At 38.7% G+C, this 18,417-nt stretch carries 17 protein-coding genes; 4 read left to right on the forward strand and 13 right to left on the reverse strand.

Annotation, left to right across the window (positions count from 1 at the left end):
- The first annotated feature begins 1,102 nt into the window (after positions 1-1,102).
- The 4 genes from H6G06_RS02900 to H6G06_RS02915 all read left to right on the forward strand — a co-directional run bounded on the left by H6G06_RS02900 (position 1,103) and on the right by H6G06_RS02915 (position 7,577).
- Complete coding sequence (locus tag H6G06_RS02900) at positions 1,103-1,702, forward strand: helix-turn-helix domain-containing protein (protein WP_190556873.1); 600 nt, start codon at positions 1,103-1,105, stop codon at positions 1,700-1,702.
- 17 nt (positions 1,703-1,719) lie between these two features.
- On the forward strand, positions 1,720-4,761 hold the full coding sequence (locus tag H6G06_RS02905) for an ABC transporter transmembrane domain-containing protein (protein ID WP_190556875.1): 3,042 nt from the start codon (positions 1,720-1,722) through the stop codon (positions 4,759-4,761).
- Positions 4,762-5,178: 417 nt separating this feature from the next.
- Positions 5,179-6,705 carry a beta-barrel domain-containing protein gene (locus tag H6G06_RS02910; protein ID WP_190556877.1) on the forward strand — a complete coding sequence of 509 codons (1,527 nt, stop codon included), beginning with the start codon at positions 5,179-5,181 and terminating at the stop codon, positions 6,703-6,705.
- Between the two features lie 86 nt (positions 6,706-6,791).
- The gene (locus tag H6G06_RS02915) at positions 6,792-7,577 is read left to right on the forward strand and encodes a peptidylprolyl isomerase (RefSeq protein WP_190556879.1); all 786 of its coding nucleotides are present in this window, start codon (positions 6,792-6,794) and stop codon (positions 7,575-7,577) included.
- Between the two features lie 228 nt (positions 7,578-7,805).
- On the opposite strand, the gene H6G06_RS02920 is transcribed toward H6G06_RS02915, so the two are convergent.
- From H6G06_RS02920 to H6G06_RS02980, 13 genes are all read right to left on the reverse strand, one after another.
- A complete protein-coding gene (locus H6G06_RS02920) occupies positions 7,806-8,108 on the reverse strand; it encodes a HetP family heterocyst commitment protein (protein ID WP_190556881.1) in 303 nt (100 codons plus the stop codon).
- 104 nt (positions 8,109-8,212) lie between these two features.
- Positions 8,213-9,310: a T3SS effector HopA1 family protein gene (locus H6G06_RS02925; protein ID WP_190556883.1), complete on the reverse strand. Its 1,098-nt coding sequence runs from the start codon at positions 9,308-9,310 to the stop codon at positions 8,213-8,215.
- Positions 9,311-9,654: 344 nt separating this feature from the next.
- Positions 9,655-10,839 (reverse strand): phosphotransferase family protein, encoded by a 1,185-nt coding sequence (locus H6G06_RS02930; RefSeq protein WP_190556885.1) that lies wholly within the window; start codon positions 10,837-10,839, stop codon positions 9,655-9,657.
- 167 nt (positions 10,840-11,006) lie between these two features.
- Positions 11,007-11,222 carry a hypothetical protein gene (locus H6G06_RS02935; RefSeq protein WP_190556887.1) on the reverse strand — a complete coding sequence of 72 codons (216 nt, stop codon included), beginning with the start codon at positions 11,220-11,222 and terminating at the stop codon, positions 11,007-11,009.
- A 143-nt stretch (positions 11,223-11,365) separates the two neighbouring features.
- Entirely contained in the window at positions 11,366-11,602 is a 237-nt protein-coding gene (locus tag H6G06_RS02940) for a hypothetical protein (RefSeq protein ID WP_190556889.1), read from the reverse strand.
- A gap of 65 nt (positions 11,603-11,667) precedes the next feature.
- Positions 11,668-11,904, reverse strand: a complete 237-nt coding sequence (locus tag H6G06_RS02945; protein WP_190556889.1) for a hypothetical protein — start codon at positions 11,902-11,904, stop codon at positions 11,668-11,670.
- Between the two features lie 65 nt (positions 11,905-11,969).
- Positions 11,970-12,203 (reverse strand): hypothetical protein, encoded by a 234-nt coding sequence (locus tag H6G06_RS02950; RefSeq protein ID WP_190556891.1) that lies wholly within the window; start codon positions 12,201-12,203, stop codon positions 11,970-11,972.
- Between the two features lie 65 nt (positions 12,204-12,268).
- The gene (locus H6G06_RS02955) at positions 12,269-12,502 is read right to left on the reverse strand and encodes a hypothetical protein (RefSeq protein WP_190556893.1); all 234 of its coding nucleotides are present in this window, start codon (positions 12,500-12,502) and stop codon (positions 12,269-12,271) included.
- Positions 12,503-12,696: 194 nt separating this feature from the next.
- On the reverse strand, positions 12,697-12,933 hold the full coding sequence (locus H6G06_RS02960; RefSeq protein ID WP_190556895.1) for a hypothetical protein: 237 nt from the start codon (positions 12,931-12,933) through the stop codon (positions 12,697-12,699).
- Positions 12,934-12,998: 65 nt separating this feature from the next.
- Positions 12,999-13,235, reverse strand: a complete 237-nt coding sequence (locus tag H6G06_RS02965) for a hypothetical protein (RefSeq protein ID WP_190556897.1) — start codon at positions 13,233-13,235, stop codon at positions 12,999-13,001.
- A gap of 818 nt (positions 13,236-14,053) precedes the next feature.
- Positions 14,054-14,296 (reverse strand): hypothetical protein, encoded by a 243-nt coding sequence (locus H6G06_RS02970; protein ID WP_190556899.1) that lies wholly within the window; start codon positions 14,294-14,296, stop codon positions 14,054-14,056.
- Between the two features lie 522 nt (positions 14,297-14,818).
- Positions 14,819-16,318, reverse strand: a complete 1,500-nt coding sequence (locus H6G06_RS02975; RefSeq protein ID WP_190556901.1) for a M16 family metallopeptidase — start codon at positions 16,316-16,318, stop codon at positions 14,819-14,821.
- A gap of 208 nt (positions 16,319-16,526) precedes the next feature.
- The gene (locus H6G06_RS02980; RefSeq protein ID WP_242039575.1) at positions 16,527-18,266 is read right to left on the reverse strand and encodes a M16 family metallopeptidase; all 1,740 of its coding nucleotides are present in this window, start codon (positions 18,264-18,266) and stop codon (positions 16,527-16,529) included.
- Positions 18,267-18,417 lie beyond the last annotated feature (151 nt).

Genomic DNA, 18,417 nt, shown 5'->3' on the forward strand with positions numbered 1-18,417 from the left:
CTAAGGTTAGATTTATTAATTAAATTTACCTGTAACTAAGAGGTTACTCAAATAGCTAAAAACTCTCATACTATAGATAGATAAAAATTAGTAGATTTCCGATGGTAATAGAATATATGTTTATTTCGCAAGGTAGAGGTCTATCTACTTTATTAGGTAAAAACCATTTATTTTTATACTCTTGTTCAACACTCGTTTAACAATTGAATAAAATTTTAAATAAATTAGATCAAATTGATTAATAATTTTAAATTGTCCAATTTTATCAAACTAAAGTATTGGAGCAAAAAATATAAATTTGATGTAAGATTATTATGAAGATGCAATCAAGGAATTCAGACCTTACATAAACTTTCAGTGAAGATGCAGGAAAATTTGGAAATGAATAATAGTGGCTAAACACAGATAGCGATTAACTCTAAATACTTGTCGGGTTTTACGGGAAAGGGAAATAAAAAACCTTTAACCCAAACCCAGTAAGCTTTTCCCGGTCCAGAGTAAATAAAAACTACAAGCTGCAAAACCCCGAACAGTATTAGATTAACTCTGTGCTTTTCTTTGAATTTTTCTGTCCAAAAAGTTCAGATTTATGAAAATCTGCTGATGAGAAAATACTAGTGTTAGGCTAGTGTTAAGAAATAGGTTGCTTCCTTGCCTGAACTTAAAAAGTTTTAGGCTTCAATTGGAACAGGTTTTACCTCATTATTGTTGGTTAATCAAAACTCAACAAATTTAAATAGTTGAAAGTTGCTGTATCAAGTTGCATCGCAAGGGTCAAAATAATGAGTAATTTATAATTCATAGTTCATAATTTAAAGACTGCTGAGAATTTGCTTTTTCTATAGGCAGCCTCGTTTTGGTTAGGGTTGAAATCTCTATTCAAAACCAATTATGAATGAGGACTTACGAATTGCTACTAATGATAGGTGTTTTATCATAACCTGCTGTTTAAACCAGCGTTATTTGCACATCACCTCATAAATATTTAGTCGGCTTGAAGTGGTTTGTAAATTTTGCATCTGGATTTTAAAAACAGATGTCAGGGATAAATTTACCCAAGTTTTTGCCCAAATTTCACAGTATTCAGCAACTGGTAAGAATTATGTCATCCTCTTCTCAAAAAGACAAAGTTTCTGAACTTTATGATGCACACGAGAGCAAGTTTTTAACGGCTTTTCAGCGTAAGGCGCTGTTAAAAAATTTGCAAGCTGATTTACAACCAGAATATCGACGACGCATTGAAATTATGTTGTTAGCAGATATGGGTAAATCTCAATCTCGTATCTGTGAAATAATTGGTTGTTCTCAGGAGATGGCGCGGTATTGGATTGGTATAGCTGAGGCTGGTATGGCTCATAAATGGAATGAAAGAAGGATAGGTAGACCAAAGACTGTTAATAATCAATATATTGAGAGATTGAAAGAATTGGTGAGTCATAGTCCCCGTGAATATGGCTATGCTTTTGGTTACTGGACTGCTCAATGGTTGAGTAAACATTTAGCAAATGAATTAGGGATTGAAATTAGCGATCGCCATATTAATCGCCTACTTAAACAAATGGGACTTTCTACCAAACGCAAAAGTTCCCCCCAACCCCAAACTCTGCAAAATCAGGATGCTAGTATCACGATTTGCGATTTGCAATCTCGCTCCGAACCTAGTTTTAATTGGTCATTTAATTTGATTCAGACCAATAACTAATATTTGGAGGTAAGAAAATGACATCAGCGTTTTCTCATGAAAAGTTAGCTGCACAAATCACCCACGCTTTGGGCGAGTCTCTGTCAAATCAAGACCTAGAAACTTGTATCCAAGCATTAGAAATTATTGAGCCGCCAATAGCCAAACAATTTTGGCAATCGACAACCGCAGCACCGGGAATTTATCTTGTTTTGGCTGGTAAAGTCAGACTATTAGATGGTGAAAATAATTTAATTACCACTTTGACATCTGGTTCATCCTTTGGGGAGTTGACGTTGTTTCCCGAACAAGAGTTTAGTGATTATGTAGCGAGAGCTTCTGTTAATTTAAAAATAGGTTATCTGCCCCAGGAGGTAATTAATAAATTTTCCGCCGTATCTGAGCGCCTACTCCATCAGGCAGAACTTTGGGATACACTGCTGTTATTGTGCCAAAACTCTGCTATTCCTCGTCATGAATCAACAGAGGAAATCTTAACAGCATTATCCCTATTTGCAAAACAAAATTTAGAAATTGGTTCCTTAAATACCCAACTCACCAAAGATAGTAAACTGTTGCTAGTGCGTCAGGGAGAATTACAACATTCTCAGGGGACAAAATTAACACCTGGTAATATTTTTGTAAATCCCCAACAGGGAAATTGGCAAGCAAACCAACCAACCATAGCCTACATTTTACGTCATAGTGATTGGCAAACAGCACTACAACACTGGCCGCAACTAAGTACCTTAATTGAAGCAGAAAATATACCAATTCCCGCACCAATACAGCGCGAAGTTAAGCCCAAAAGTCGGAATGTAATTCAATTTCCCCAACCGAGAATACAACCTCAACCACAGCCCAAACAACACCAAAAATACTTTCCTAGTCCCACCGTCACCGCTGGCAATTGGTGGCGTAGAATTAGCAAACGTTACCCATTTTTTGAACAACAAAGCGCCTCAGACTGTGGTGCAGCTTGCTTAGTGATGATTAGCCGTTATTGGGGGAAGAATTTCAGCATTAATCGCTTGCGGGATCTTGCCAATGTTAACCGTGCTGGTGCATCGATGCAGAGTTTAACTGCTGCGGCTGAAAGTATTGGCTTTGCTACTCGTCCAGTGAAAGCCAGTTTAGATAAATTAGCACAACAACCCCTACCAGCGATCGCTCACTGGGAAGGTAAACATTACATCGTCGTCTATGAAATCACCAAAAAACAGGTAATAGTTGCTGATCCTGCTATCGGTCAACGCAACCTCACTATCGGGGAATTTAAAGCCGGTTGGACTGGTTATGCGTTGTTATTACAACCGACAAACTCACTCAAAGAAACCCCAGAAGCTAATACACCATTTTGGCAGTTATTTGAGTTAGTTAAACCTCACTCCCAGGTACTGCTAGAAGTATTTGCAGCTTCGGTGTTAATTCAAATATTTGGACTGGTGACACCTTTATTTACTCAACTCTTATTAGACAGAGTAATTGTTCAAGGTAGCACCATTACCTTAAACACCGTTGGGTTTGGATTGTTAATTTTTGGCTTATTTCGTGTCGTCATTAATGGACTCAGACAATATCTATTAGACCACACAGCTAACCGAATTGGTGTAGCCTTGATGGTAGGTTTTATCAAACACACATTTCGTTTACCTCTGTCATTTTTTGAATCTCGTTACGTTGGGGATATCGTTTCTCGCGTCCAAGAAAATCAAAAAATTCAGCGGTTTCTCACTGGTGAAGCACTATCTATTATTTTAGATTTGGTGACGGTCTTTATCTATGTGGGTTTGATGTTTTGGTACAGTCCACCCATGGCTTTGTTAGTGTTAACAATTGTACCACCTTTTGTATTTCTAGCCCTGTTTGCTACACCTTTTTTAAGACGCATTAGCCGTGAGGTATTTAGTGCAGTAACTCAAGAAAATAGTTACTTAATTCAAAGCTTGTCGGGAATTTCTTCCATTCGCTCAATGGCTATTGAACAAACAGTACGCTGGCGTTGGGAAGAATTGCTCAATAAATTGACCAAGAAAAATTTCAGCGTTCAGGTAATTAGTAACCAACTACAAATTATTAGTTCCACAATTCAATCTTTAGCTAGTACAGGATTGCTATGGTTTGGAGCTTGGTTAGTGATTCAAAATCAATTAACCATTGGACAATTAGTTGCTTTTAATATGTTATTAGGCAACATTATTCAACCTTTTCAGCGGTTAATTGTGTTGTGGAATCAACTACAAGAAGTAATTGTTTCCACCGAAAGAATTAATGATGTTTTAGAAGCAGAAGTAGAAGAAGATTTAGCAGTCCAGCCCCGTCAAGTTTTACCCAGATTGCGGGGTAAAATAAACTTTGATCAAGTAACATTTCGTTATCATCCAGAAAGCGATATTAACATCCTAGAAAATCTGAGTTTTGAAATTTTACCTGAACAAACTGTAGCAGTTGTGGGACGAAGTGGATCAGGAAAAACCACTCTTTCTAAGTTGATTTTGGGTTTATATCCGCCGACTGATGGCAGAGTATTGATTGACAATCAAGATGTGACTAGTATTTCTCTAAAATCACTGCGATCGCAAATAGGAGTTGTTGACCAAGATACATTTTTATTTGGCGGTACAATTCGGGAAAATATTAGCATTGCTCATCCAGAAGCTGCCCTAGAAGAAATTATAGAAGCAGCACAAATGGCAGGCGCAGATGAGTTTATTAAACGCATGGCTATGGGTTATGAAACCCAAATTGGTGAAGGTGGAGGAATGTTATCAGGGGGACAACGTCAACGTCTAGCTATAGCTCGTGCATTATTAGGAAATCCGCGCCTTTTAATATTAGATGAAGCTACCAGTCATCTTGATGCTGAATCTGAGCGAATTATTCAGAACAATCTCAAAAAGATCCTCAAAGGACGCACAAGTTTAATTATTGCTCATCGCCTTTCCACCGTGCGTCATGCTGACCTGATTATAGTTTTAGATCGCGGCGTTTTAGTTGAAAGCGGTACTCACGACGAATTAATCGCCAAAAGAGGACATTATTACTATCTCAATCAACAACAACTAGCGGCGACAGGCTAAATCAGTTAACAGTGGAAGATGCCTCCCTTTCCTCCCCTGTCACCTTAATTAATCTCCAACCGAAATCTAGAGACGTTGCATACAACGTCTCTAATATGTATAGCCATGGACAGGGTGGTTAGGACATCAATTGATAATGAAACTCCCACTACAAAAGGATTTTACTCCTGACTCCTGCTATATGTTCCATTTAAGTAGGTGGGTGTGAAAAATTGTCGTTATGACAAGGCAAAAGGCAATAGAGAAGAGGTTTTGGGCAATTTTACTTTTCGTTACATACTCCTGTTTTTTTGTGCCTTTCTACTTACAACAGAATTTTATGAATGTACAAAGGGCTTTTCTGCACATAAATTGGCGTTTAATTAATCATTTTTCCACTTTAGCAACAAGTTTTATACTCTTCATCCAAGATTGGTTATGCCACAATCAACTTACAATTCATCATCAGCCTTTGTTATATCAGAACAGGCTCATTCTTCTGGTATTCAACATGAAAAACAGACAGCAACCAAAGAGAATGATTGGTTTTATGGTACTGAAGAATTATTAGATGCTTTACCGAAAGTATGGACACGCTCCATGCTGTATTTACTGATTAGTTTTACAGCAGTAGCCTTACCTTGGACAATGTTTTCCCAAGTTGATGAAACTGGAAATGCTAGTGGCAGAATAGAACCCAAAGGTGCAACCCAAAAATTAGATAGTGCAGTTACTGGGAGTGTTATTGCTGTCAATATTAAAGAAGGAACAACCGTTAAAGCCGGACAGGTTTTAGTGGAAATTGAATCCGAACTTTTGCAAACAGAACTGCAACAAACTCAGGCTAAAATAGAAGGTTTAGTGAATCGTCAAGCACAATTAGAATTACTCAAAAATCAGGTATTACTGGCGATAAATATCCAAGAACAACAAAATCAGTCTCAACAATTAGAAAAACTCGCTCAACTTAATCAAGCAAGAGAAAACGTAGATGCTAAACAAAGTGCATACCATTTGCAAGGATTGGAAAGACTTGCTCAAGTTGAGCAAGTAAAACAGAACATAAATTCTACCGAAATTGCCCATCGTTTAGCTAAAAGTCGTTTGAATCGAGATTTATTAGAAGTTTCTCGCTATCGTCTACTGTTACAGGAAGGTGCAATTCCTCAAACCAGATTTGTGGAATTAGAAAAGACGGCAGAAGACAGCCAAAGGTTGGAGGAAGAAGCTAAAGCTAATATCAAACAGGCTCAGTTGCGTCTACAGGAAGAGTTAAGCCGATATAACTCAATTAGGAGTCAAGCTCAATCAGATATTCAACAGGCAAAACTGCGTTTACAAGAACAGGAAAGTAGCTATCAAAGTGTAGTGCAAGCAGGTAAATTAACACTGCTGAAAAATCAGGAACAGCTTAAAGATTTGCAGACGCAAATTACGTCACTGCAATCAGAAATTACTCAAACCAAGAGTCAGATTAAATCATTGGAGTTGCAGTTACAACAGCGAGTAGTGCGATCGCCGATTGATGGCACAATCTTTGAATTACCTGTTAAAAAGCCTGGTTCTGTTGTTCAACCAGGACAAATGTTAGCGCAAATTGCACCCAAAGGTGCTGCTTTAATTTTGAAAGCACAAATGCCCAGTCAACAAAGTGGTTTTGTGAAGGTAGGAATGCCAGTAAAAATCAAGTTTGATGCTTATCCTTTCCAAGAATATGGTGTTACCCAAGGGCGTGTTACCTGGATTTCACCTGATGCCAAAGTTCCAGAAAATAGCCCAAATCGCTTAGAAACATATCAGTTAGAAATTGCCTTGGAACAACCTTATATCCAAGCTGGTAACAAACGTATTCCTTTAGCACCAGGTCAGACAGCAACCGCAGAAGTTATTGTGCGTCAACGTCGCGTTATTGATTTTATCTTAGATCCATTCAAAAAGCTGCAAAACAATGGTCTAGACCTTTAGTAATTAGCTATCGTTAACAATAAGATTCCTGACTGATCTAAAAGTCGGGAATCCCAACCTTTTGGTAATAGTGGAGGAATTAGATCATGTCAAAAGTTATAAGTGTTTCTCCTGTAGATATTCTTTACCATATTAAGATATCGTGCCAAATTCCTAATATCCTAGAAGCGATCGCCGCCAGAAAAATTATTGCTGATATTGCTGATAAAGAGGGTATTGAGATCGAAACAGAGGAACTGCAACAAGCAGCAGATAACCTACGATTAGCCAACAAACTGATTAAAGCAGAAGAAACGTGGACATGGTTAAACAAACATTATCTTTCTTTGGATAACTTTGAAGAAATAGCCTATACCAACTTACTTTCTGCAAAGTTAGCAAATCATTTATTTGCAGATAAAGTGGAACCGTTTTTTTATGCTCACCAACTCGACTACACAGCAGCAGTGACATATGAAGTCATATTAGATGATGAAGATTTAGCATTGGAAATATTTTATGCTCTGCAAGAAGGAGAAATAAGTTTCCACCAAATCGCTCGTCAATATATCCAAAATCCAGAACTTCGTCGTGCTGGAGGATATCAAGGTATCCGACAACGTAGCGATTTTAGACCAGAAATTGCTGCGGCCATTTTTGCTGCTACCCCCCCCCAGATTCTCAAACCAATCATTACACATAAAGGAGCGCATATCATTATGGTTGAAGAAATTATCAAACCCCAGTTAAATGAACAGATGCGCTTAAAAATTATGGGAGAGTTATTTACAAATTGGTTAAATCAACAGGTGAACACGTTAGAAATTGTCGCCCAGTTAGAAGAAGATAAAAATTATCAATCTTCTCCACAAATATTGAGTGAAGCCAGCTAAATTTAATCTAGCTAGGACTTACGCAACTGGCATATTAGTAGGGTGCTTCAGACTGCATAACTCCTGTCAATAAACAGATTTTTGACATCTGACACACCCGACAAGAGTTGTTTGATGTGATACTGGCGTAAGTCCTACTAGCAATACCATTTATATCCCCGACTTCTTTAAGAAATCGGGGATCTTTTTGTTCACGTAATAGCCAATCAGCAGAATCAAAGAATTTAATTAATTTGAGCTATGTTTATCGCTAATAAACTTAATCCAGCTTAATCGTATGCCAGGAAATTTCAATTTTTTATCAGGGGTTGAATCATGATTATTTCCAGTAAAGATATAGTTGTCCTGGACTAATTGGCTATAAGTTTCCTGGGGGATGTAGTCTAGAGGATCGCATCCAGAATAATGGAGGAATAAAACACAAGCCCAGGAATATTTACCAAAAATAATAGCTTTGATAATTTCTTGAAATTGTGAATGTTTAAAAATCTTATCTAGCTGTTGATTTTGCTCAAAATTTTCTTGAATCATACCATTACCTCTAAAATGAGAAGCTAAACTAATTTATCAACGCTACTGATGTTAAAATCTTCAGCATTCAGATCCAGAGTTGAATGCTGAAGGCTTGCGTACAACTAAAACAAAGGAGTGTAAACATCCTTAGACCTGGGATTGAGATAAGGACATTGTAATTGAATTTTCTGTGATGAAAAATGTTTAAAAATAGAGGCCATACGACTTTCTGGGCTATCATCACCTTGCTGCCAAGCAGCAATTAAACCATTAGCGATAATTTGACAGCGATGCGTACCAAAACTTTCTTGCTCACCAAATTTTTGCTCTGGTTCTTCAGCGCAAGCTAACCCCGGTGCTAACAGCTTAGTAAATAAAGGTACTTGCTCCTGAAAATAGAATTGATTTTCCGCATAGATTTTTTGTAAAATTGGGTGAACTACCTCATATTTGCCTTTGTTAAAGTAAAGAACGGCTGAATCATAACGTCGATAATCGGAAGGATTATATAGGGCTTTAAACGAAAAAGAAATGCCGATATTATTTAGTTGTTCTGTTAAACTTTCCATAACGGCTGCGGCCCCTTCTGGAGTTAAGTTAAAGTAAATTCGCGTAATCTCATGATTATTTTGGGAGCCTGCATTAGCTACAGCCATATAAAATCCATTTTGCACCAAATTCTTCGGCATTTTGATAGATACAAACTTACCAACAGTTACTCCGTGGTGTGTTGGTAACAGATGCCAGTTTGGATCAACGTGCAGTGTTAACCCATTTTTATGCACTGCCAAAGTGCCATCTGTTTCTTCCCTGACTACCTGCCAGTTATGACTCCAGTAGCCTTCACTTTTGTTCCTGGTATGTAAGCGATCATAGAATTCTAAATCTACGCCGAATAAACTCTTATTTTCGAGATTTGGGTCAGATTTACCATTTGTTTCCTCTTGCTCAGGACTGAGGATAGGTTGTGAAGCAACGTTATAATAAGCACTGTATAGAAAATTACGCAATTGTAACTTCAAATGCTGTTGCTGCATCTCTAATGGTAACTTCTCAAAGCGAGAGACAACTGACTCTGGCAATTCTAACGATTTGTAATTTGGATGCTTGATACAGTGGTGAGATTCAATTTCAATGTTATTGACAATATCTTGTAATGATGTCTGCAATTGCTGGGGCAGTTGTGAAAGTTGAGACTGTAGTGAATCTAATAGTTGCATGGCTTGTAGGGTTTAGGGGTTTAAAGCTGACAGGGAACAGGGCGAAATCTAAGTAGGTTGGCGTTAAAAATTGTCGTTATGACAAGGGAACAGGGAACAGGGAAGAAGTTTCGGGCAATTTTACTTTTCGTGACATACTACTCTTCGAGAAGCCGCTCCGCGTCTACGGTTTTTCTCTTCCCACCTACTTAAAATCCAAAATCCAAAATAGTCAGGACTTACGCAACTGGCATATTTATTAGGGTGTGTCAGATGTTAAAAATTTGTTTATTGACAGGATTTATGCAGTCTGGCGCACCATACAAGAGATGTTTGATGTGACACTTGCGTAAGTCCTAATAGTATTAGGTGACAGGTATTGATAAGCTTGTGGGTATTAGATCTGAAGCTTCCATCCCAAAAATTGTGGTCATAGATGCTTGCGGACGACACAATAAACTCTTGGCCACTTGGAGAATGCAGATACCCGAATTACCAAAGGTTCTTTCATGTTGCAGTTTCGCTTGAATAGACCTAATTAAAGAGAACCCGCTGAACTGCACAACTAATTGCAAGAAATCAGGACGACGCTCTAAAATTTCGGGAAAGTTAGCTAAATAAGCAGTAACCAATTCTGCTATTGAAGGTTGTAGCAGATGCAAGGGAATTGCCGCTAAACGTAAAGACTCTTCAATCGGTACTGTTTTACTAGTTACCATACTATATAGCCAGATTTGTAAGTAACTAGCGATGATTGCGCCTAAATCACTGACCGGATCTCCCCAAGTACCACGTTCCCAGTCAATTAAGCGAATAATCTTTTCATCCAAGAAAGATTCTTGAAATATTGCTGTTTCCCAATTTAAGGAGAGAAGAATATTGTTGAGTTTGAGATCGTTGTGAGTTAAACAACAAGGGTTAAAAGCCTCACTCAAATCTGCGATCGCTTTTCCCAGATTATCATAACGTTGATAAAGTGCAAAGAATTTCAACCCATCGGACGGAACTAAACCAAACATTTCTGGAGTAATTCTATTTAACCCCCCAGCCAAGTTAGGATTTGTCTGCTTGATCGTCACTTCCGAAGTTTGGAAGAATTGCTGATATTCTTGACGCTCTAGAGTTAAACGATGAATTGATGCTAAATTCTCTCCAATCGACCGAGCAATTTGAGTAGGGAATAAATTCTCTTTAGCATGAAATTCTGCTAGGTCACGATAGTCATTGAGATAATTGAAAATAATGATAGAGTTTTCAGCATCAAAATGAATGGCTTCTGATAAAGACGAGCGCAGATGACTGATTTCTGGAAAGGTCTGGAAAAAATTATGAACTTGCCATTCATCTAAAAACTCACCACGAGTTTTACCTTCTCGGTTGAGACGTTCTTGCTTTACCAGCAACTGACGGCCATCGGGCAAGCTAACTAATAAATTAAAATTCTTAGCAGATTTTAGCTCAATTTTACTCAATGACTGTTCTTCCTGAGTACACAGTCCTTGGGAAATGAGATAAGGAAAAACGGTTTGAGAACTTAAAAGAAATGGCATGGTTTTAAATGATGATGAAACGATTGTAAAATGGCTTTTGTGTCAATAAACCATCAATACACCATGAGACTATTCCATTAGCGATCGCATACCCAATTTATTAGTAATCATGTTCATTCTCAGTAGAAAATTATAGGTAAATAAATAGATGCTAGGGTGTTTTATTCTTAATCTTGGTTTCTGAATGAATCCGTGAGAAACGAAATAGCATCGATAGCTGCAATCAAAAGCATAAACTCAAGAGTCTTCACACCAAAATTTAGAATCTGAGGACGATATTTATCTTCACCACCAAACACCGCTTGATAATCCTGATTAGTCAGTTCCTTGAGAAAAACTTCTGAATCAATGGGATGCAGATCAGCAATGATAATTCGTGCCATTTATTTAATTCTGCTAAAATGAAATTTTTTTATTGGCTCTCCCGGTTTATTGGTAATATGATCAACTTATGTCTATCACAGAAATTACTGTTACCGTTAACCCCAGGAGAGCCACCTAACTCAGTCGTTCACTACAAAACTATTTAGTAGTAACCCTTCTCGCTGTAGGACTTAGCTAAGTAAGCGATATGACCAATGCCATATACATTCACAAAGGCTTCAGCCAATTTTGTTAATGTGGACATATCGCTCACGTTGCTGTGATGTCCACCATAAACAGAAATGGAATTGACATCGCTCATTTCGTTGAGAAAGCTTTCGGAATCTTGAAATAATTCAGAACCAGTTGCTTGCAGTTCAGAAAGTTTAATACTTGCCATAATTTCCTCCTAGAAGACTTGTTTTCAGTAATGAGAACTGGCGGAATGGGGAAGGACAAAACTATTTAGTAGTAACCCTTCTCGCTGTAGGACTTAGCTAAGTAAGCGATATGACCAATGCCATATACATTCACAAAGGCTTCAGCCAATTTTGTTAATGTGGACATATCGCTCACGTTGCTGTGATGTCCACCATAAACAGAAATGGAATTGACATCGCTCATTTCGTTGAGAAAGCTTTCGGAATCTTGAAATAATTCAGAACCAGTTGCTTGCAGTTCAGAAAGTTTAATACTTGCCATAATTTCCTCCTAGAAGACTTGTTTTCAGTAATGAGAACTGGCGGAATGGGGAAGGACAAAACTATTTAGTAATAACCCTTGTCGCTGTAGGACTTAGCTAAGTAAGCGATATGACCAATGCCATATACATTCACAAAGGCTTCAGCCAATTTTGTTAATGTGGAAATATCGCTCACGTTGCTGTCATGTCCACCACCGTAAATGGAATTGACATCGCTCATTTCGTTGAGAAAGCTTTCGGAATCTTGGAATAATTCAGAACCAGTTGCTTGCAGTTCAGAGAGTTTAATACTTGCCATAATTTCCTCCTAAAAGACTTGTTTTCAGTAATGAGAACTGGCGGAATGGGGAAGGACAAAACTATTTAGTAATAGCCCTTCTCGCTGTAGGACTTAGCTAAGTAAGCGATATGACCAATGCCATATACATTCACAAAGGCTTCAGCCAATTTTGTTAATGTGGACATATCGCTCACGTTGCTGTGATGTCCACCACCGTAAATGGAATTGACATCGCTCATTTCGTTGAGAAAGCTTTCGGAATCTTGAAATAATTCAGAACCAGTTGCTTGCAGTTCAGAAAGTTTAATACTTGCCATAATTTCCTCCTAAAAGACTTGTTTTCACTAATTGGAACTTGCGGAATGGGGAAGCAATACTGCTCGGTTAATAATCTAAAAATTGTTAGTTGATTTGGGAAAAGGTTTAAGTTTAAGGTTTAATCTTCCCCTTTTCCCCTTTGCCTTTCCCCGCAAAACCCGACAAGTATCGGAACGGGGAAGGAAAAAACTATTTAGTAGTAGCCCTTGTCGCTGTAGGACTTAGCTAAGTAACCGATATGACCAATGCCATATACATTCACAAAGGCTTCAGCCAATTTTGTTAATGTGGACATATCGCTCACGTCGCTGTCATATCCACCATAAACAGAAAGGGAATTCGCATCGCTCATTTCGTTGAGAAAGCTTTCGGAATCTTGAAATAATTCAGAACCAGTTGCTTGCAGTTCAGAGAGTTTAATACTTGCCATAATTTCCTCCTAAAAGACTTGTTTTCAGTAATTGGAACTTGCGGAATGGGGAAGGACAAAACTATTTAGTAGTAACCCTTGTCGCTGTAGGACTTAGCTAAGTAACCGATATGACCAATGCCATATACATTCACAAAGGCTTCAGCCAATTTTGTTAGTGTGGAAGCATCACTCACGTCGCTGTTATATCCACCATAAACAGAAATGGAATTGGCATCGCTCATTTCGTTGAGAAAGCTTTCGGAATCTTGGAATAATTCAGAACCAGTCGCTTGCAGTTCAGAGAGTTTAATACTTGCCATAATTTCCTCCTAAAAGACTTGTTTTCAGTAATTAGAACTTGTGGGAGCGGTTAAGTTTTTCTTTGCTCAACCGATACTCCTATTTTTATTTGAGGAAATTTGGAAAATCAAGGGTTTGAACCAGGTTTATCAGACATTAATCATGATTTAATGTCTTTTTGAAGCTGATTAATTTGGGGGAGAATTAATTTTCAACTCAAGCATTCATCTTTTTGCTTCTAGAGTCATGCTCGATGATTTTCACCCTATCTCGCTCCTCTATATTCCTGATTTAGATTTAATAAGTAAGTGGGCGTTAAAAAATATAATATAAACCTAACCCCCCAGCCCCCTTCCCTACTAGGGAAGGGGGAGTCAAAGCCTCTCCCCTGGTAGGGGAGAGGTTTGGAGAGAGGTTTTATATTTAATTGTGCCAAGTTACTTACCGTTTTTTTAGGAAATCGCTATAACGGCTCTACATCATTTATTTGGCTCACCCTCACATAGAATTGCTATAACGGTTCTTCAGTACCTAATATGCAAAATCAAGTCAAAAAAACCTCGTAAAGCTTAATATACATAAGAAATAAGTTATAATTTTGAACATTATTACAAAATATTGCCTCTTTACCCTGTTCCCCGTTCCCTGTTCCCCGTTCCCTGTTCCCTGTTCCCTCTTTCAGACTGGTGATTTAGGATAACAAGTACGGTAGAACCGCTATAACAAGCATTCTGATTCTTGAAATATTGTTTTAAATATTGCATAAAAAATCGTGCGTTATCTATTTATTAAAAGACAACACACGAATATTGAAAAAGTAAATTACCGAACCAATATGTTAAAAACTGATTGCCTGTCTCAAGTCATCAAGTGTTGTATCGATGTCCGTTCTCCATTTATCAAGATTAGTATTGATGTCTTGCATTAGCGTGGCAATCTCACTACTGTTTACTGTGCTTGGATTTCTGTTTCTTCTTCTTCTGCTAAAACCACCCTTGATATTTATCATTTCCCAAGCGGCTGCTTCCTCAAGAAATTGTGCATCATTACTAGGGTAGAGGTCATAAATTTTTATGCCCATGGTTGAATCACCTCCTTAAATACTGGTTTGAATAGAATAAATCCACGATTTTAAATGCCTTAGTTATATTTTGAACTTCTATCTCATAAAGTCAACATTTTTAGAGCAATTTTACAGACAGAAGTTAAGGAGTTTTGTCTATGAAACTGATAATTTTTTAGAAATGCAAGTTTCTATTCAGGGAATACCAAAAAATAAATTAAGTAGGTAGGCGGAAAAATTTCAAGGTATGTCATTGCGAACGGAGCGTAGCGGAGTGAAGCAACCGCAAGGGTTTTGATGATTTTACATTTTGTTACATAGTTAGGTTTATTTGTGCCTACCTACTTATCCTATCTTGAGGGATGGGCATCCTGCTACCAGTGTCTACTTAAGAAAAAACTTCTAAAAGGCTTTGCCTTGATGGACAGCAGAGGCAGAGCCTCTGTGATAGCATTCCCAGTCGGAGACTGGGAACGAGATAAACCCCTACAAAAACGTAATACCCAAATCCCCGACTTCTCCAAGCAGCAACAAATAGCTTTATTTCTGTGCTTGGGTTTGGGAACCAGGTATACTCACATCTATTGGTGTCACCTTAGTTGCTAACTGCGTTAATGGCGGTTTAATAGAGGTTTGATTCCCCACTACTAGGGTGACTAAATTTTCTGGCTGGAGATATTTTCTGGCTACTCTCTGCACATCTGCTGTTGTGGTTGCGATGACAGCTTTTTGATAGCGAAACAGGAAATCAGCCGGATAACCATAATATTCGTAGCGCATCAACCGGGATAAAGTTTGGCTGGGGTCTTGAAAATTGAATACAAAGGAGTTTAGTGTAGACTCCTTGGCGTGATTCAATTCTTTTGCTGTCACCCGTTGAGTTTGTATCCGTTTAATTTCTGTTTGCAGGGCTTTCACAAACTGAACCGTAGCATCAGAACGGGTTTGTCCGCCGGCGATGAACATTCCCGGATAATCGAAGCGGGGACTCCAGGAGCCGTATACAGTGTAAGCTAAACCTTGACGCGATCGCACTTCATTAAATAAACGTCCACCAAATCCATTTAACACCCCATTCATCACATCTAACACCGCATAATCAGGATTATCAAACTTTCCGCCTAAATGTCCAATGAGAATGTTACTTTGAGTGAGTTGGGGTTGGTTGACAAAAAATACACCACCTAAATTAGCTGGTGATACTTGCGGTAATTGAGTTTGAGAGATTTTGGAGTTAGGTTTCCAGTCACCTAACTGAGCTTGAATGAGCGATCGCATTTTTTTGGGGTTAAAATCTCCCACAATTCCCAAAATCATATTATTAGGATAAAAATATTGCTGATAAAACTTCAGCGCATCCTCACGGTTAATTTTATCCAGAGTCGCATATTCTACCGTGCGAGCATAAGGGCTATCCTGTCCATAGATTAATTTTCTAAATTCTCGACTGGCAATACTGCTAGGATCATCATTGCGACGGGCAATACCACCCTTAGCCTGAGTTTTAATCAAATCTAATTTTTCTTGAGCAAATGCTGGTTCTCGCAATACCTCCGCAAACAACCCAAATACCGTTTCTAAATCTTCAGTCAAACTATCAAAACTAGCACTACCAGCAGCTTCGCTAATATTGGTTTCTACCGCAGCTGCCCGTTGTTCTAATATCTCATTTAATTGATCAGGCGAATGCTTGAGAGTTCCACCAGTCCGCATCAGTGAACCAACAACATCGGCTAACCCAACTTTATCTCCTGGTTCCCAACGGCTTCCGGTTCTGACAAGGGTCGTCCCACTTACCAAAGGTAGCTCATGATCCTCCATCAAATAGACAACCAAGCCGTTATCTAGTACAAAACGTTCATATTTAGGTAATTTAATCTCCGAAACAGGCGTAAACTGTAAATCGGTGTAATGCTTTGCTGCTGCTGTCGCTACCCAAGAAAAATTAAAAGTCAACAGACAAACCACAACCAAAGCGGATATAAACCGCCATCTTTTAGAAAATTTCAGTGAAAACTTCAAGTTTTTATTTTTGACCATCTTTGTATTTCCATCCTCTATTTTTTTTAGGGAACAGGGAACAGGGAACAGGGAACAGGGAACAGGGGGGGAGATGGGGAGATGGGGAGATGAGGAGATGGGGAGAAATATTTACCTTCTTCCCCCTGCCTCCTGCCTTCTGCCTCCTGCCTCCTGCCTTCTGCCTCTTGCCTCTTGCCTCTTGCCTTTTGCCTCTTGCCTTTTGCCTTTACCTGTTCCCTGTTCCCTGTTCCCTGTTCCCTGTTTTCGACAACAATTTACCAACAGTGCGATTTTCTGGGGTAAACGTTGCCTGTGCTACCCGTTGAATATCAGCAGGTGTCACAGATGCAATATCATCTAACTGTTTAAACAAATTCCGCCAAGAGCCAGTTTTGACTTCGTATTCCAACAATTGCTGCGCCATACCCATATTGGAATCGAGACTACGCAATAAACCCGCCCTGGCTTGGGTTTTCACACGCTGTAACTCTGTCTCGGATACAGGTTCAGTTTTCAATCTGGCAATTTCTTTACCGAGAGCGATCGCTAAATCATCAACTGTGTGTCCGGGAGCAGTGAGGGCATAAAATAACATTAAATTCGGGTATTTCTCACCGGGAAAACCACTAAGACCCTGAGCAGCCAAGGCTATGCGCTGTGTTTCTATCAAAGACTTATACAGTCGTGAAGTGCGTCCATTGCTCAATAAACTGCCGATGATGTCATAAACTGCATTATCAGGATCGGTAACACCCGGACGGTGATAACCTTCAAAATACCAAGGTTGAGAAGATAGTTCTAAAGTAACTTCCCTGGTTGCAGTTTGTTTTGGTTCTGGGGTAATTTTTGCCTGTGCTTTGGGTTTAGCTTGATAACGTCCAAAGTAAGTTTGTGCTAATCTTTTCACTTCATCAGGATTAACATCACCAACAACAGCGATGGTTAAATTGCTGGGGACATAGTAATTATCAAAGAACTGCTTGACATTTGCTGGTGTTAAGTTGCGGATATCTTCGTCATAACCTATCACTGGTCGTCTGTAGGGATGGACTGTGAAAGCAGTATCGTTGAATTTTTCCACCATTGAACCGACGGGAGAATTGTCAACCCGCATCCGTCGTTCTTCCAAAATTACATCTCTTTCTTTATAAAACTCTCGAAATACAGGTTCTAAAAATCGTTCCGACTCCAAAGACATCCACAGTTCCAACTTATTAGCAGGAAAACTGTAAAAATAACGGGTTGCTTCGCTGGAAGTAGTGGCGTTTAAACCTACACCTCCTGCTTGCTCCACAATTTGTCCTATTTCGTTTTGGTTAACTAGCTTCAAGGCTTGAGCTTCCACTGATTTAAACTCAGTTTCCAACTTTCCTAAGTCATCTTGTTTGTTGTTGGCTTTAGCACTTCTAATTTGGGCATCTAATTGTTCTAAGCGGTCTAGTAGTGGTTTTTCAGCTTTGTAGTCTGTTGTGCCAATGCGCTTTGTACCTTTAAAAGCCAAATGTTCTAAAAAGTGCGCTACACCTGTTTGTCCATCTGGTTCATCTATGCCCCCAACATCAGCATAGGTGACAAAGGAAACTACTGGCGCTTGATGTCGTTCTAAAACAATGAACTTCAGCCCATTATCGAGGCGAAATTCTGTTAACTGCTTCACCACCCGATCTAAATAAGGTTGAATTGAAGTTTGGCTGGGTTGCAGTGCTATAGCGGCTTGGGGAGTCAAACCCACAAAAAATATCAACACCACCAACGCAACTGACAACAGACGAGTGACGGAATGGGAAAAAGGCGATTGGAAATCGCTACTACACAAACGAAGTCCACCTACGTGGACTGGGGAAATATCTTCTGTTTTCAACCCACGCAGGTGGGTTTTGTCTGTGTAGCTGTGATTTACAATCGCTTTGTTTAACCTTAACCAATCCAAAATCCAAAATCCAAAATCCAAAATCGAATGTTTCATAGCAAAAATTAAAGTAAATTTACACTTCTTGAGAATTTGGTTAATTAGCAAACAGAGCGTTAATCTTGTATTAAGCTTTTTGGGCTTTTTGGATTTGATGTTAGACAATATTGCTACAATTCGTGTTCCTGTGATACAGCAATAACTACTT

It is taken from the genome of Anabaena sphaerica FACHB-251 (assembly GCF_014696825.1).
Lineage (GTDB): Bacteria > Cyanobacteriota > Cyanobacteriia > Cyanobacteriales > Nostocaceae > RDYJ01.

Coding starts and splice junctions, on each gene's coding strand:
- H6G06_RS02910 (WP_190556877.1), top strand. CDS start 5,179: ATGCCACAATCAACTTACAATTCATCATCAGCCTTTGTTATATCAGAA.
- H6G06_RS02920 (WP_190556881.1), bottom strand. CDS start 8,108: ATGATTCAAGAAAATTTTGAGCAAAATCAACAGCTAGATAAGATTTTT.
- H6G06_RS02915 (WP_190556879.1), top strand. CDS start 6,792: ATGTCAAAAGTTATAAGTGTTTCTCCTGTAGATATTCTTTACCATATT.
- H6G06_RS02945 (WP_190556889.1), bottom strand. CDS start 11,904: ATGGCAAGTATTAAACTTTCTGAACTGCAAGCAACTGGTTCTGAATTA.
- H6G06_RS02975 (WP_190556901.1), bottom strand. CDS start 16,318: ATGGTCAAAAATAAAAACTTGAAGTTTTCACTGAAATTTTCTAAAAGA.
- H6G06_RS02930 (WP_190556885.1), bottom strand. CDS start 10,839: ATGCCATTTCTTTTAAGTTCTCAAACCGTTTTTCCTTATCTCATTTCC.
- H6G06_RS02970 (WP_190556899.1), bottom strand. CDS start 14,296: ATGGGCATAAAAATTTATGACCTCTACCCTAGTAATGATGCACAATTT.
- H6G06_RS02925 (WP_190556883.1), bottom strand. CDS start 9,310: ATGCAACTATTAGATTCACTACAGTCTCAACTTTCACAACTGCCCCAG.
- H6G06_RS02940 (WP_190556889.1), bottom strand. CDS start 11,602: ATGGCAAGTATTAAACTTTCTGAACTGCAAGCAACTGGTTCTGAATTA.
- H6G06_RS02935 (WP_190556887.1), bottom strand. CDS start 11,222: ATGGCACGAATTATCATTGCTGATCTGCATCCCATTGATTCAGAAGTT.
- H6G06_RS02965 (WP_190556897.1), bottom strand. CDS start 13,235: ATGGCAAGTATTAAACTCTCTGAACTGCAAGCGACTGGTTCTGAATTA.
- H6G06_RS02980 (WP_242039575.1), bottom strand. CDS start 18,266: ATGAAACATTCGATTTTGGATTTTGGATTTTGGATTTTGGATTGGTTA.
- H6G06_RS02900 (WP_190556873.1), top strand. CDS start 1,103: ATGTCATCCTCTTCTCAAAAAGACAAAGTTTCTGAACTTTATGATGCA.
- H6G06_RS02950 (WP_190556891.1), bottom strand. CDS start 12,203: ATGGCAAGTATTAAACTCTCTGAACTGCAAGCAACTGGTTCTGAATTA.
- H6G06_RS02905 (WP_190556875.1), top strand. CDS start 1,720: ATGACATCAGCGTTTTCTCATGAAAAGTTAGCTGCACAAATCACCCAC.
- H6G06_RS02960 (WP_190556895.1), bottom strand. CDS start 12,933: ATGGCAAGTATTAAACTCTCTGAACTGCAAGCAACTGGTTCTGAATTA.
- H6G06_RS02955 (WP_190556893.1), bottom strand. CDS start 12,502: ATGGCAAGTATTAAACTTTCTGAACTGCAAGCAACTGGTTCTGAATTA.